Source organism: Enterobacter sp. JMULE2 (assembly GCF_013337145.1).
Classification (GTDB): Bacteria; Pseudomonadota; Gammaproteobacteria; order Enterobacterales; family Enterobacteriaceae; genus Enterobacter; species Enterobacter mori.
The window spans coordinates 17,780-31,800 of sequence record NZ_SGWD01000018.1 but is presented as its reverse complement, the minus strand read 5'-3'; the positions used below and the strand labels follow the sequence as shown (position 1 = coordinate 31,800).

General features: G+C 46.6%; 11 protein-coding genes. 9 read left to right on the top strand and 2 right to left on the bottom strand.

Annotation, left to right across the window (positions count from 1 at the left end):
- Nucleotides 1-7: 7 nt before the first annotated feature.
- A complete protein-coding gene (locus EXW94_RS24810) occupies nucleotides 8-361 on the bottom strand; it encodes a pili assembly chaperone (protein WP_174341275.1) in 354 nt (117 codons plus the stop codon).
- Nucleotides 362-602: 241 nt separating this feature from the next.
- Between EXW94_RS24810 and EXW94_RS24805 the strand changes: the two genes are divergently transcribed.
- The 4 genes from EXW94_RS24805 to EXW94_RS24790 all read left to right on the top strand — a co-directional run bounded on the left by EXW94_RS24805 (nucleotide 603) and on the right by EXW94_RS24790 (nucleotide 3,819).
- The gene (locus tag EXW94_RS24805) at nucleotides 603-1,691 is read left to right on the top strand and encodes a hypothetical protein (RefSeq protein ID WP_174341274.1); all 1,089 of its coding nucleotides are present in this window, start codon (nucleotides 603-605) and stop codon (nucleotides 1,689-1,691) included.
- Between the two features lie 15 nt (nucleotides 1,692-1,706).
- A complete protein-coding gene (locus EXW94_RS24800) occupies nucleotides 1,707-1,907 on the top strand; it encodes a hypothetical protein (protein WP_174341273.1) in 201 nt (66 codons plus the stop codon).
- Nucleotides 1,904-2,653: a hypothetical protein gene (locus EXW94_RS24795; protein WP_174341272.1), complete on the top strand. Its 750-nt coding sequence runs from the start codon at nucleotides 1,904-1,906 to the stop codon at nucleotides 2,651-2,653. The genes EXW94_RS24800 and EXW94_RS24795 overlap by 4 nt, the downstream gene beginning before the upstream one ends.
- Before the next feature lie 323 nt (nucleotides 2,654-2,976).
- Nucleotides 2,977-3,819 carry a hypothetical protein gene (locus tag EXW94_RS24790; RefSeq protein ID WP_174341271.1) on the top strand — a complete coding sequence of 281 codons (843 nt, stop codon included), beginning with the start codon at nucleotides 2,977-2,979 and terminating at the stop codon, nucleotides 3,817-3,819.
- Nucleotides 3,820-3,862: 43 nt separating this feature from the next.
- On the opposite strand, the gene EXW94_RS24785 is transcribed toward EXW94_RS24790, so the two are convergent.
- Nucleotides 3,863-4,684, bottom strand: a complete 822-nt coding sequence (locus tag EXW94_RS24785) for a Dam family site-specific DNA-(adenine-N6)-methyltransferase (protein WP_174341270.1) — start codon at nucleotides 4,682-4,684, stop codon at nucleotides 3,863-3,865.
- Between the two features lie 334 nt (nucleotides 4,685-5,018).
- Here EXW94_RS24785 and EXW94_RS24780 point away from each other — a divergent pair, with 334 nt between their 5' ends.
- From EXW94_RS24780 to EXW94_RS24760, 5 genes are all read left to right on the top strand, one after another.
- Nucleotides 5,019-6,152 carry a DNA-binding protein gene (locus EXW94_RS24780; protein WP_174341269.1) on the top strand — a complete coding sequence of 378 codons (1,134 nt, stop codon included), beginning with the start codon at nucleotides 5,019-5,021 and terminating at the stop codon, nucleotides 6,150-6,152.
- Between the two features lie 63 nt (nucleotides 6,153-6,215).
- The gene (locus tag EXW94_RS24775; RefSeq protein WP_174341268.1) at nucleotides 6,216-7,979 is read left to right on the top strand and encodes a DUF4942 domain-containing protein; all 1,764 of its coding nucleotides are present in this window, start codon (nucleotides 6,216-6,218) and stop codon (nucleotides 7,977-7,979) included.
- Between the two features lie 34 nt (nucleotides 7,980-8,013).
- The gene (locus EXW94_RS24770) at nucleotides 8,014-8,199 is read left to right on the top strand and encodes a hypothetical protein (protein WP_174341267.1); all 186 of its coding nucleotides are present in this window, start codon (nucleotides 8,014-8,016) and stop codon (nucleotides 8,197-8,199) included.
- Between the two features lie 174 nt (nucleotides 8,200-8,373).
- Nucleotides 8,374-10,836 carry an Ig-like domain-containing protein gene (locus EXW94_RS24765; protein ID WP_174341266.1) on the top strand — a complete coding sequence of 821 codons (2,463 nt, stop codon included), beginning with the start codon at nucleotides 8,374-8,376 and terminating at the stop codon, nucleotides 10,834-10,836.
- Between the two features lie 246 nt (nucleotides 10,837-11,082).
- A complete protein-coding gene (locus EXW94_RS24760; RefSeq protein WP_174341265.1) occupies nucleotides 11,083-13,458 on the top strand; it encodes an Ig-like domain-containing protein in 2,376 nt (791 codons plus the stop codon).
- The last annotated feature ends 563 nt before the right edge of the window (nucleotides 13,459-14,021 follow it).

Sequence of the window (14,021 nt, the reverse complement as noted above, 5' to 3'; positions counted from 1 at the left end):
GGTTTTCTTAAACGGCGATACCCGCATCCATAAATGTGCTGATAATTTTTTCCCCATTCGCCATTACCAGCATCATGAATGCTGATACCAGGGCAATACCTGGGTTTGGTTTGATGATAGAGAAGTAGAATGCTGAGAACAGCATTGCCGCTGCCATAATCTTACCTGGAGCACCGGTCATACTTTCACTCATATACGACCAGACATCACCCAGAGCACCATCATCTGAGCCTGCATAAGATAACGAGCAAATACAAAGCGTGAGAATAAGGCATAACGCAACTTTCCCGGCTTTTGATTGAATGAATTTTTCAAATACATTTTTCTCGGTATTAATACCGTGTTTCAACGTCAGTTCCATAAACACTCCGCTAGTTGGGTTTGGGTAGAGTCTCTTGCATTTGAATGATACTTTTTTAATTACCAGAGTGATTTCATTAAACCCCCTCATTTTTACTGCATAGCATCCCGCATTCTGTACACCTTAATCTGAGCGAAAAAAGTTACTTTATGGAGGTGAGCCCATTTCATTTAACGTTCGGTGTACAGGGGTTATTAGGTAAGGAACGCGAACGTGTATGCTGAAAAAAAAGGAGATCCTCATGAACAAAGACGAGTACAAAATTGTCGAGGTCGATCCATTGTCCCTGGTAGTGGAAAATGGCTTTAACCCACGCGAAGCGGTCATTGGCAAACTTTGCTATGAGCTGGAACCGGTAAAATCAACAATTACCTCAATCAAACAAGCTTACAAAGAGGGCCGACGCGTCGATCTGATTAAAGTTGTGCTTAAAGAGGGGCGGTATGTTGTACGTCAGGGCCATTGCAGAACGCTTGCCCTTAGACTTGCTATCGTTGAGGGTGCTGATATTCCGAGCATCTCAGTCGTACTACTCACCTATGACAACGAGATCGAAGAGTATCTTGAAAACATAGATGGCAATCGTAGTAATGGACTCAACCCTGTTGGTCAGGCTCATGCTCTTTCACAAGCTGTGGCCCTTGGGTATTCCGTAGAATCACTGGCCCAGCGCTATCAACGTTCAACAACCGCGATTCGCAATATGCTCAAAATCCTTGAGATGCCCGTCGAACTGCAACGCTTGATCAGCATGGGGGAGATGAAAAAGACACTCGCCATTGAAATTATGCTCAGGTATTCAAATGACCATGAAAAAGTTGTCTCACATTTGAAATCACATCTTAATTTGCCGGTACAGACAGGCTCAAACTCAAAACCAGCTCTCGACACGGATAACGGTAGTGACGATCCTGATAAAGGTAAGTCCGAATGTAGCGGTGACAGTGAAATCAAAAGCAGTAAGATTGGTCGGGAAGGGGCCAAGAAGGCGGTAACTCGGTCATCTCTTGGGATTAAGCGCCTTTCACAAAAAAAGGCAGAACGCTTGAAGTCAGAATTTCTAACTCTGACTACTGACCTATCTCCTACCGTCACTAATAATGATTGCGTGACAGAATTAAAAATCAGTAAGCAACATAAGTCACTGTTTTCTGATTTAAATTGCAAGGATTTACATGATGAAGGTGAAATAATTAATCTACGGCTAAATGAAAACAAACTAAAAATTTTATTGGCTGTTTTAAATGATGATTCGACTGTGATTGTCATTCCCAGCGCCAAGGTAGCGGAGTTAAATGAAATTCGAAATATGCTGCTTACGAATAACTAACAAATGGTGGATGCAATGGCTAAAGCTCGAAAATTCTCTGTAATTGAAACCCAGAAGTCTCTGTTTATTACGAAAGAGGCTCTAGAACGTAATATTGAACTGATTAATGCAGGTCATCGTTTTGATCATTGTGATGGTGGTCATGAGGAGTTTGTTGAAGTTATTTACAAGTCACTTTCTGTAGTGAATAAACGTCTGGAGAATCTAGAAAAGTGAAAGAATATTTTTTCACCAATGACTATTATTTAATTCCCTCTTCATTAAAGGTGTTCGAAAAAGAAGGGGAGTTTTATGCCCTGATTGCACGTGAGTGTCCGGATTGTCTTGGGCAGCAACGGCATGTCGGGAATTGCATTACATGCAATGGTTCCGGCATTCGAACTCCTGAAATTGAACGGTTGATTAAAATGGAGAGCCTGAGCATTTTTGATGAAATTCCTGCATTTTGGAAGTGCCCTGATTTTGACCACTGGAAGCAGTCAAATTCGGGGGCGTTAAAGTTACTTTATGGGGATGAATCGAATTTCGCTGTTGGATTGAAACGCCAGATTGATGCTGGGCTTTTCCTTACGACGAAGCAATTGGATAGCTTTAATTCATCTTTTAATCAATATGTTGAAGAACCTGCAATTGTTAAAGTGGTTACGCCTGCGACCCCAACTATACCTCTGTCTGATGAACATTCTAACAGCCGGTATAAGAAGGGCGACCTTGTCAAAGTTATTATTTCCTTTACGGAGATAAGGGCTCATTATTCTAAATCGAGTGGATGTAAATTTTTTACCTACACCGGGATGACGAGCCTTGGAGGATTTGCTTTCACAGATAAAAGTCAGAATGCTGTTGAACTAGGTGAAAGTTACTCTTTAGCAGGAAAGTTCCGTCACTTTTATTCGTTCGAATCGACCCCGTATGCGGTCATTTCAGTTAGCCGTCTGACGAGAAACGCTCCGCCAGCCTGACAGTGCATGCTGTCTGGCTGGCACTGTCGTGCCGACTCACTCACGGTTATCCAGGCTACGCACTTGATCTAACCCGCTTTTTCCCTTCCCCAATCAGTTTTTATTTATTCTTTAATTATGCTCAATGAGAAAAACTAATTATCTTCAAACTGATAATCTAAATAAAACAGATTATTTATTATCTAAATTCCACCAGCCTTTAAACAGGAATTCCCACTCAGCAATGAGATATCATTTACGGATAGAGTTAAGACATAGTCTGATTGGTGACGTTGAGCGTGTTAACTGATGATTGATGGCTAACGAAATGAATGGAGAAAGTTATGAATAAGGATCTCACGTTTGGATTTATTGCTAAATCGGTAAGATATTCTGGTAAGTTATCTAAACGAAAGATTACTATTCCCACAGCCATTGATGAGCCGGATTCACAATCCATAGCTTCCACTACTGCCATCTCTTTGACCGGAATTCAGGGTAACCCAAACTGTCGCTATCCACTTTTACAACTGATGATGCATGCACATAATCAGATCCGCTTAAATGCGCACATTCTTCATGATGACGTTAGCTTCGAAATTAACATCAAGTCTAATGAATGGCTAAGCAGGTCACGGTTAGCATTTTCAGACTACAGTTCTATGCGAAGCAGTAAAAGGATGGGTTCTATTACGCACAGCCATCTTGAAGAACTATTGACTTGCCTTTCTACAACCCTCACTGAATATTCACCATATTCCAGAAAGCGCTATTCATTTAGTTTCCTGTCGGCATTTTCCTATTCCAAAGTTTCTGATACGTACACACTGACTTTCCCTGTTCGCATTCTACCACTCCTTGACGTTACCGGTGAGCTAATTCAAATACACCTTACCGAACGTCTCTTAAATCGCAGGGCCATCCTTTTTCCACTTTATAGCTATTTACTTCAATCGAACAGAAGCACTCACCGGGTATGCGAGCTTACAAAATGCATGCACCCGGGGTTCGAAAAAGTCCGCATCATGCCTTCTCTTGTCTTTCTGGCTGAGATTGGACTGATCAGCTTTGTGAGTGATGGAAGAGGGGATTCACGTGTAATTGAAGAGCTGGAGATCATCCCCTATGCACAGCGCACATTTTGTGATGTGCTGACTATCGAAGAGATGTCGTGCGCAGCTGCCTGACCTATTAATAGCGGATTGGCCTGGCAGCTACGGTAATGTTGGCCTATTCGAGCACGGCTAAGATTTCATCTGCTTTCTGTCGGGTTTCCTTGTGAGAACTGATTGACCGGTACACACTCAGCTTATGGAGCTTAAATCCACGTTCCTCATACAACTCTCTGGTGAAGGGCGTATCACTGTTCGAGACAGCAACCTGGGCTCCGTTCTGGAACGCGGTAACCAGCCGGTCAGCCAGCCGTATATGAGCTGCCTGGTCAAAGGGTTTCCCGTCGTACGAAACAAAGCTGCTTTTAGTAATCTTGTCATACGGTGGGTCGCAGTAAATCTGGTCCTGATTACCCGCATCAACCAGCGCATCTTCAAAATCACACTGCTTCAATTCAATTCCGGACAGCCGAAATGCGAGGTAATCAACTTTGGCTGCATTCACTTTGAATCCAGACCTGTGTCCCCATGGTACCGAGTACTCTCGGGCCAGATTGTAGCGGCACAGGCCGTTGAATCCGAGCCGGTTGAGTGCAAAGAAAAGAACGGCTCTTCGTAGACTGTCTGATGAGGCGTTTAATTCCGTGCGCAAAGCGTAATAATCCGGCTCTGTAAAGGTGCGCTCTGCAAGTCGTTTCACCTGAGAGAGAAATTCAGCTTTTCTTTCCCTGACGCAGCGGTAAAAGTTAATCAGATCCGGATTGCTGTCTGACAACAGGGCATCTGTCGCAAACATATTCAGAAAAACTGACCCGGCTCCAATGAAAGGCTCGACCCATCGCCGTTGTTCATCTCGCGGGAAATGTGTACGTATGAAGGGCATGAGTTTTGTTTTCCCCCCAGCCCACTTCAACACAGGTTGATGCAGTCTCTGGTTCACCTATTTCTCCGCATATAAGTATGAGTCATAGCTCAATCATAACGAAACCAATGAGATAGCTAATATGCTACGAGGACAAATTCCGGTGAACTTCACGACCAAAAGTTAATTTTGTTTTTTCTCAGGTCTTTACAAAATTTACACTTCTTACACCATGTTACTTACTCTATTGATTTAAAACTCTTTTTTTTGCCGCAGGTGTCATCATAAAGTAACTTTTTTTTTGTAAATCTGTAATAACCACCAAAACCCCCTTTTATCCAAACTTGCATTTCACATTTTTTATGTACCATCGCCTCATATCAAACCCCACCAAATCATCGCCGGAGTTACTATGAGTGACCTTATGACAGAAGTTAAACCTGCCAATTCTTCCACCTCCCAACTACCTATGGTTGCGTGTCAGAACACAACCGGGACAGGCCGTGTCATCTCGGGACTTAAGCAATTTCGTGATATGAACATTGATCTGTGCTCAGAGGTTTCTGAGCTGAAAGCTTATGCCCTTCATCCTGGAGTTATCCAGATCACCCCAGGGTTTAACTCCCGTGAAATGGGAATGGGCATGGACTACTACCTGCTGCCGGAAGTTGCTGAACATATCGCTAACATCAAAGCTGCTTTCATTCGCGGTGATTATGTTGACCCGATTCGTATTCGCATTATCGATGGCACCCCATTTGTTCGACAGGGCCACTGCCGTTTACTGGCCGCACAGGGCGCTCTGGCAGAGGGTCATGACATCACGATCCGTGCTACTGAAATCAAAGAGGATGAGATTGGTTGCGAATTGGCTACAGTCGACGGCAATCGGGGAATGGCACTATCACCAGTTGCTCTCGGTGAGTCATACCGTCGCTTGTATGATATGGGTGGATGGTCACTGGAACGCATTGCCCAGCGTGAAGGGAAAAGTGCAACAGCAATCAAAGCACTCATCCGTCTGACTTCTATCCCTGTGTATCTGAAGAAGCTAATTCACGCCGATGCCATCTCTTACGTTGCTGTCCTCGACCTGCTGGACCAGTTCGGTGAAACCGAAGCCATCTCGCGAATCGAAAAGTTAATCGCCGAGCTTGAAGAAGCCTCTTCCAAAGGTGTTGTTGTCCGCAAGACCCGCCAGGGCCAGGTTCGCCTTCGTCCGTCCGACTTCAAAGCCCCTCGCATTCCACCGGTTCTCGCTACGCGTGTAGTGGAAGGTGTGAAAGTGATTAACGATCAGCTGTTGCAGAAACTGAACAACATTGAGCTGCCTGAAATCACTGATTCCAGTGTTGATGTGGAAATCCCGGTGACCTTGAACCGTAGTACTATTGAGCTGCTCCGTTCTCTGGCCAGCGAAATCTCCGCGTCTGAAAACAAAGCGCTGCGGCGTGCAGAAAAGCGTCAGGCTAAATTAAATGGCGGATCAGATTCCGGAAATGATGATTCAGCCAATGATCAGAACAATGGTTCCGATACTGAGTAACTTATACCCCAACCTGTAGCAAGGTTATTTGTTGTACCTCGATAAGTCCTGTCCAGAAGCTGTGTGTTGGCCCCGTTATGGGGCCTTTTTTTCACCTTGGTTATTAGAGATTTTTATCAATTTGCTAACCTGGCTTTATTCCATTACAAATCAGGCAGCATAATGAACTCTCTTGCACTCATCCCCTCCAGACCCCATGCAACAGGTCTGTCTCTTCAGTCCATTGCGGAAACGCCAGACTCACTTCCTGAAATGCGTGAAGAGCTCAATATCATTGCGTCCCTGGTCAAGGAGTACAATGATGACCTTATCGAACTGAAAAGCCTGACAGCGCTGTTTTCGCTTGGCAAAACACGTAACTTTTATAGCTATCTTTCAGGCTACAACCACCAGATCACCGACAAAGATGCTCTCTTTGCCGAAAACGCTCTTCGTTCAGATTACTGGAAACGTGTCATGGCACTAACAGACGTTTTATCCGTCATGAATACCGAAACCAGAAACGCCTGGGACAAACAGTTCACTGCTGACCGTCACATTAGCCCTCCGCAGGTTATCCCAGAATTTTCGCTTGAAGCTGTGACCAGTACCGTTGTCAGCCTGCTGAATGACCGTAATCAGTTCATGCATGAGCGAGTTTACGGAGTATTCAAATCGCTCAGCACCAATCACAAAACGAACAAATCATTCGGGTTTTCAACGCGGATGATCACAACCGGCGCCTGCACCCGGGACAGATACCCATCCGGTAATATCGTCACCGATATTAAAAAATCCGGAATCGAACCACTTTCCGAGCTTCGGGTAGTTTGCGCTTTCTTCAGAGGTGAAAAATTGATGCCCGTCCATGACACCAAAAAGATGGTGGAACTGGCACTGGAACGCGAGGGGTTCGGTCAGTGGGCCACTCTCGACGGTAATAGCCTTCGTTTTCGCCTGTATAAAAACGGTTCTTTGCATATTGAGGTACATCCTGACATCGCGGAGAAGCTCAACAACATTCTGGCGGCGTACGTCCCGCTGGCACTTCCGGCCGAACGCTCAGCGCATTCCAGCAAAACAGTTAAATCCTTTCCAGCCTTAAAGAAGTGCATCGATTTTCATTCCCGAATGCTCATCGGTGATCTCAAAGTGGAGCAGAGATACCGGGAAGATAAAGCCGTCTGGTCTATCTGGCTGTCACATTCATCATCAGCTGACAATCTAAGCCAGAAAACCGTATCTGATGTTCTCCGCTTCATGGGGGCGAGACTGGACAAATTCACCGCTGAGTTTGATTACGACCCAAAAGAGCCGTTACGTTATGTCGCTCAAATGGGTTACGTTCCTGACGTTGTCTCTCATCAGTTTTATCCCTCCTCACGCTCAATCAGCGAGTATGTTGAGTCGTTACTAAGCCCCGGAGAGGACGATTCAATTCTTGAGCCAAGCGCTGGTCAGGGTGGTTTGCTTCAGGCAGTTTCTACGACAGTGAGTACTGTCTGCATTGAGCTCGATGCTCTGAACTGCGCGGTTCTGCGGGCAAAGGGCTATGAGAACGTGATTGAAGACGACTTCCTTGCATGGTCAAGTAAAAACCCGGGCCGCAAATTCAGTTGCGTGGCACTTAACCCACCGTATGCAGATAAGCGGGCACAGCTCCATCTTTCAGCAGCTGCTGGACATCTTGAATCCGGCGGACGTCTGGCCGCAGTGTTGCCGCTATCTCTTGTGAATCTTGAGCTTTTACCTGCCAATGACTTCTTTATGCAGTGGGGGGAGATTTTTCATAAGCAATTTGACGATACCGCAATTTCTGTACGTGTACTTTATGTCGAACGCCAATAACCTCTGGAGAGACAATGACCCAAATGGAGAGACAATGACCCAAAATGAGAGCCTCAATTTAGAAGTGCAGAAGCCGGGGGATGAGGGGGAAGTTCCCTTTATCATGGACACGTTTGAGCGTAACGGTCCCAGTCGAAAAAAAGTGCCAGACGTGCAACTAAAAGGGGAATCTCCGCAGTGCCATGAAGTTGATGGCAACAACGATCTGGATGTAATCTGATCACAACAGCGCGTCATCACTGACCGATGGCGCGCTTTTCCCCCATACCCGGTCACTTACCACCAAAAGTTACTTTTTCTCCGCTTGAAACCGCATTGAAATTCCTGCTTTTACTGCCAAATCAGCCCGCCGTTAATCGCTAACATAGGAAAAACTTTATTCCGGGAGTAAACCATGCGTAAAACGACCTTGGCCTGTATGTTAGTTACGGCGCTAGCCACATCCTGTGCGGCGAATGCACAGGTCTTTAGTTTCTCCTTCAAAGACACCAACCAGGCAGACCGTAGTGTTAAGCCTGTCTCGCTGACCTACCTCAATCCGGCAGGCACCTTAACGCTTAACCTGATCTCCGGGCTTGACCGCTATGAACGAATCAAAATCACCCGCGACAGCGATCAGAGTGTCATGTATTCGGCGATGACGTCATTAGTTGGCGTGGCAGACCGCGTCACTGCGGCAGACGGTAGCGAATATTACGGAAAAAACATGGTTCTGCCTGCTTTGGGTGAAGGCGGCTATACCATCGTGGATGAGACTCTGGACATCCACCAAGTGGTGGTAAGTTCAGCCACCTATAAGGTGAAGATTGATGTCACCAAGCCTGCATATACGTCGTTTTATCCCCGGCAGGACGCCGGTTATGGCATGGTGCTTAATGGCTCTCTCTGGGAGCTTGGACGTGCAGGTGCTGGTCAATATGATATCTTCCTTGACGGCGTCACAGATGCAAATGACATCGAGTCGGTGAGATTGGTTATAAAGCGTGCCGACGGAACAATCGTGTCAGACCAGCCCATGAGTTACGATCCTGCCAAGGATAGAGCCTTCTATACCTGGGCTAAAGACATGGCTTCAGCGAAAACGATGCCCACAAGCGATCTCAATGAAACTTTCACCTTCAACGTCTTTATTAGTGACAAAGCAGGAAATATCAGAACTGTCCCGCCTCAGTCGTTTAAATATGACGATCAGCTGGGCGAGATTACGGCTTTTGCTGTGCATGACTCCCGCTCAGCCACCAGTAACGTACCCGGTATATCCAGCGGATATGTACCTTACAAAGCGGGTCTTTCCGTTCTGGAAAATCCCTATCGCGTTGTGCTCCGTATTCCAAGAACAAACTGGAAGGAATACCGAAACGGCGGACTTTCGGTAGTTAATACCTACGGCGGCAATACCATTATCGCCAGTGACACTGCCTACATCTATCTGGAAGCAAAACTACCCCAGGGTACGCTCGATGGTAACTTTTTCCGCCCGGATAACACCTACCAATGGGGCGGCGGAGACTTAACTTATATAGGCAATCAGCTCAGCTGGGACCCGGCATCAGTGAAATCACCAGCCTGGGCAGGAAAAAAGATTGAACGTCAGAAAGCAGACGGGACATGGATTGACAGTTTTAACTGGAGTATGTTTACGGCAGCGGACCTACCTATCGAGTTCAAAGCAATTCGTTTTACGGTCGAAGCCCGTCCTTACGCACAGTTTATCTCTAACGTGACGAACTGTAATATCCCGGCAGGAGCTACGTCCTGTACTGTGAACCTTTCTCGAACGCTTGCACCTAATACATCTGGCTACATGCACGACGGATTTGCTATCAGAGCCGCTCAGGAAACGACTTTCAATACTCCGGCATGGGAGAACATCTCCTGGCATGCCCTGAAAACTACGGTTACAGGGTACGAGTACACCGACAAAACCAGCCTGCTGGAGGCCTATGTCAACATACCTGGTGACGGGAGCTATTTCGACAGGGTTAAGGCCAAAAAGGTCTGGCTGAGTGACAAGAACCAGGCAGACAAAGAAATACTTACCGGTACCCAGATCTCCCGAAATGTCTCGACAGGTAATAACACTTTCCGGTTCGACATGAAATCTATTCCGGAGGGAAGCTATAACCTGATCATTAACGCGGTGGATACCTATGCCAACGCAAGTTCTTTGCCATTCAGGCAATTTATCGTGGATCGCACCCCTCCCGTGGTTAATGTGAGCTACGAAGGTAAGCCAGTAGATAAGAACGTAACAGTCATGGGGCTGGAAAACCTGCGCATCAATCTTAGTGATGCACTCACGACGCCAAAGATCAGCAGGATTGTCATGCGAGGTGGTCCCACCAGCGATTTTGTTGAACTGTCCTGGGCAAGTCTTGGGAATAACGTGTATTCATTGAATTACCCGCGAATTTTCCCTTCACTTAACGAAGGTGAGACTTACCGGCTGACGATGACGGCTACCGATGAGATGAACAACGCAAAGGATTATGAAGCTGAATTCGGATACCTACCAAATAACCTGGTGCGTCTCGACAACCTGCGCACTCTGGCCGTCAATTCCAGCCTGAAAACCTCAACAGACATTCCGCTTGCCGTTCTGAATACAGGTTCGCTTCGGCGCAAAGATGGCCAGCTGGCAACCGGCGTTCAAAATGCGATTTTAACCGTCAGACGTGATGCTCAGTATGGCATTAACCTCAACGGAACTGCGGCCATGCCAGGAGAGAGCAAAGAACTGGTGCTTGATCTGGGGCTGGGTGATGCCCGAACGTTTCCAATTTATCCGGCAGAGTCTGGCAAAACAGGGACTTCCGAGTTCATCATCGAAATTCCTGAACTGGCGAGCCAGAAGTAATGGTAACCGCCTGAATGGGCGGTTTTTTTCAACTAGCACCTCGTCTAAACAGCGATCCTTTCTGCCTATATCCCCTGCAATTTTGATCTACAAGGTTAATCACACAGTTATCCCCTGGAAATGTGGATAACTGTTCAAATGCCTTGTTCGTCAATTCACTGACCTGTATGCATTGAATCATGTGCCTATAGCAGCCCGGGGAAAAAGGCTTGTTCGATAAAATATTCCCACTTAACCGGAGGGAATATGAACGCAAAATCAATCGTATCAGCCGCCATGCTTGCTGCAATACCATTCAGCTCGATGGCTCAGATCTATAATTACACCTATACCAATACTCGTGGGGTTGTGACAAATGCGGAATCGTCCAGTACCTGGATGAACCCATCGTCCCCCATCAAGGTAAATCTTATCTCTGGCCTGGACAGGAAAGAGCGGCTGATTGTTACCAGGGATAGCGACAAAGTTGAAGTGTTTCGGGGCACTACCGAGATCGTGACCGTCAAAGACAGGATTACGGCAGCTGACGGTAGCGAGTATTACGGCAAATCAATTTCGCTGCCGATCCTCGGGAACGGCGCCTTCAGTATAAGAAACGAAACTCTGGATAATAAAGACGGGCTCGTTTCCACCACAACAGCGAAATTCTCAATCGACGTTACCCCACCGACCATTCCTGGCCCTATAACGTGGATTCGGGCAGGGTGGGTCAACGGCAGCATAGATATATTCAGTAACTGGGGAGCAACCCAGGCACTTTCCCTGACGGATTTGTCGGACACTGGTTCAGGTCTGAGTAAGGCGGAATGGTTTGCTATTGACGCAAGCGGGACCCGAAGGTCGGTGAATGCTGACCTCAACACTCAGACTAAAACAGCGCTCGCCCCAGCAGCCATTGCTGCGGGGACAGAGGTCGCTCCAAAGGATCAGGATTTTTATACTTTTGGCTTTCGAATCTACGATCTGGCAGGAAACTATTCAGAGATCAGCCATCGTTCTGCTATCGACAGAACTGTACCTGCTTACTCCCAGTATCAGGTTCGGAATGCTCAGACCGGTGTGTGGGAAGACTATACGTCCGGTATGACGATATATGCGAATCCACTTCAGTTCAGGATTAAATTCCGACGCCAGGATCATGCGGATTTTAACGGCACCGAGTTTGGATGGTATGGCAATGCTACGAGCTCTGACAGCAATTTTGCCTATTGGGACCATACCCTGAGCTATCCCGAAAGTTATCGATACGTGGATATGGTTACCAAAGCAGGGATCTACAGGACCCTCCAGTTTAAGACCCTCAAATTTACGCCTGCCAGTGGCGTTGTGCTGGCTCCTCAGTACATAGGTGGGGATGTCCACCTAAAGAAGGCAAATAGCTGGACAGGGAGCGATACAGTGCGAATGGTGACACCAGATTGTGTTGATGCCGTCAAAATCAGTGTTGAACCCCGTACTTACGTCCAAAATGTGTCGATCTCTGGGATCGGAGCTTGCTCTGTTCAAATCGGAGGCAGCTCATGCACAATGGCGCTGAATTATTGCAAGACGGCGGGGCGGGGGTATGAGCCAAGTCAAACTATCGTGACAGGTACAGGTGCACAGGCGAACCTGGGTGGACTTAGCTCTTATCTCTATACTTACTGGGATTTTAATCCCACGACTATCGACTCGCTGACACTCAATGGCTTATCAAAATCAGTAACGTTACAGATCACAGATCAAGATACTGTGAACGATTGGCGTAAGTTTATGTGGGTGACAGAGGACTTTGCCCTGACGCTGAAAGATGCCACCGGTAAAGAAACTGTACTGAAGCCCTCTGTAACTAAAGTTATTAACTATCAGCAAAAGATCCTCACCTTTGACTATGCAGCACTTCCATCAGGCCGATATACCGCCACGGTAGCCGTTAAGGACAGCTATGGAAATGTGTCCACTATGACCCTGCCAGGAGGTATTCTTCATGATACGGTCGCTCCAGTTATCTCGATTGACTTCAAAGGTAAGCCTGCTGAGGGGCAGCTGGTGAAAGGACTGGAGAATCTTGTCATCCAGGTTACGGACGATCTGACTAAACCATCAATCTCCGCCATTACGTTAGATGGTGGTCCAACATCTGATAAGGTGAATGTCGGCTGGTATCAGACCGGAGCAAATAGCTTTGCGTTGCAATACCCCAGGGTCTTCCCGTCAAGTGACGAAAATGACGCATACAATCTGAGCGTGATCGCCATTGATGAAGCGGGTAACACGACAACCAAAACGAGCCATTTCCGTTATGTGCCGGATAACATGATTGAGTTCAACACACTCAAAACACTGGCCGTAGGTGAGTCACTAAAAACGTCTGATAACAAACCGCTGGCCTATATCCAGTCAAACAGTATTCGCAAGAAAGACGGTGCACTGCTAACTGGTAATCAAAATGCCGTTCTGTCTGTTCGTCGCGATGCAAAGTTTGGTGTATCTGTAAACGGCGTTAACGTAGGTCCTGGCGAGTCGAAAGATTTCGTTCTCAATTTCGGTGTCGGTGATGGCATTCTGATACCCGTATTTCCGAATGAGTCCGGTATAAGTGGTGCCGCAGACTTTATGGTAGAGCTCCCCCAGGTCGAATGACCCTTTCCCCCTATTTTCCGTCTACCTTTTGCACCTCTTGGATTGAGCGTGCAAAAGGGCCCCTTCTGGCACTTAAGTCTCTTTTGTCACTCAGACAGTAACGTCGACTAGCAGAAAAGGATCCGCTCAAGTAGATGGTTACTCCATGGCCTTGTGATGCTCTGCTGTATCGTACTAATACTTATCCCCTTTATTCACAGGGACGATCCAATAAAAAGATCCATACATCGATCAATGACAAGATCAAAACAGATCAGTGATCAGCTACAACCCTTCCAGTGACTGGTCTGAGAGGCAATTCATATTGACTGAGATATGTAAAATGTCTACTGCGATATGAAGAATATTGTCTGATGTATGTATTTCATTGACAGAGGCATGTACTTTTCATTGACTGATGTATGTAATGATTTGCTTATCATGTGCATAAAACGGAAAGGGCAGATAGCCTGGCGTTTCCTTGTATGGCTGGTGTTCAATGCCTGAAGTGAGACCACGTATGCTTAGTTAGGCTTGTCTTATCTTTTTTTATGCACAGAGTCAGGTTCAGAACATGCAGGCCT

Excerpts from the sequence above, each read along its gene's own strand:
- EXW94_RS24810 (WP_174341275.1), bottom strand. The coding sequence starts at position 361 with ATGGAACTGACGTTGAAACACGGTATTAATACCGAGAAAAATGTATTT.
- EXW94_RS24805 (WP_174341274.1), top strand. The coding sequence starts at position 603 with ATGAACAAAGACGAGTACAAAATTGTCGAGGTCGATCCATTGTCCCTG.
- EXW94_RS24800 (WP_174341273.1), top strand. The coding sequence starts at position 1,707 with ATGGCTAAAGCTCGAAAATTCTCTGTAATTGAAACCCAGAAGTCTCTG.
- EXW94_RS24790 (WP_174341271.1), top strand. The coding sequence starts at position 2,977 with ATGAATAAGGATCTCACGTTTGGATTTATTGCTAAATCGGTAAGATAT.
- EXW94_RS24780 (WP_174341269.1), top strand. The coding sequence starts at position 5,019 with ATGAGTGACCTTATGACAGAAGTTAAACCTGCCAATTCTTCCACCTCC.
- EXW94_RS24770 (WP_174341267.1), top strand. The coding sequence starts at position 8,014 with ATGACCCAAAATGAGAGCCTCAATTTAGAAGTGCAGAAGCCGGGGGAT.
- EXW94_RS24765 (WP_174341266.1), top strand. The coding sequence starts at position 8,374 with ATGCGTAAAACGACCTTGGCCTGTATGTTAGTTACGGCGCTAGCCACA.
- EXW94_RS24760 (WP_174341265.1), top strand. The coding sequence starts at position 11,083 with ATGAACGCAAAATCAATCGTATCAGCCGCCATGCTTGCTGCAATACCA.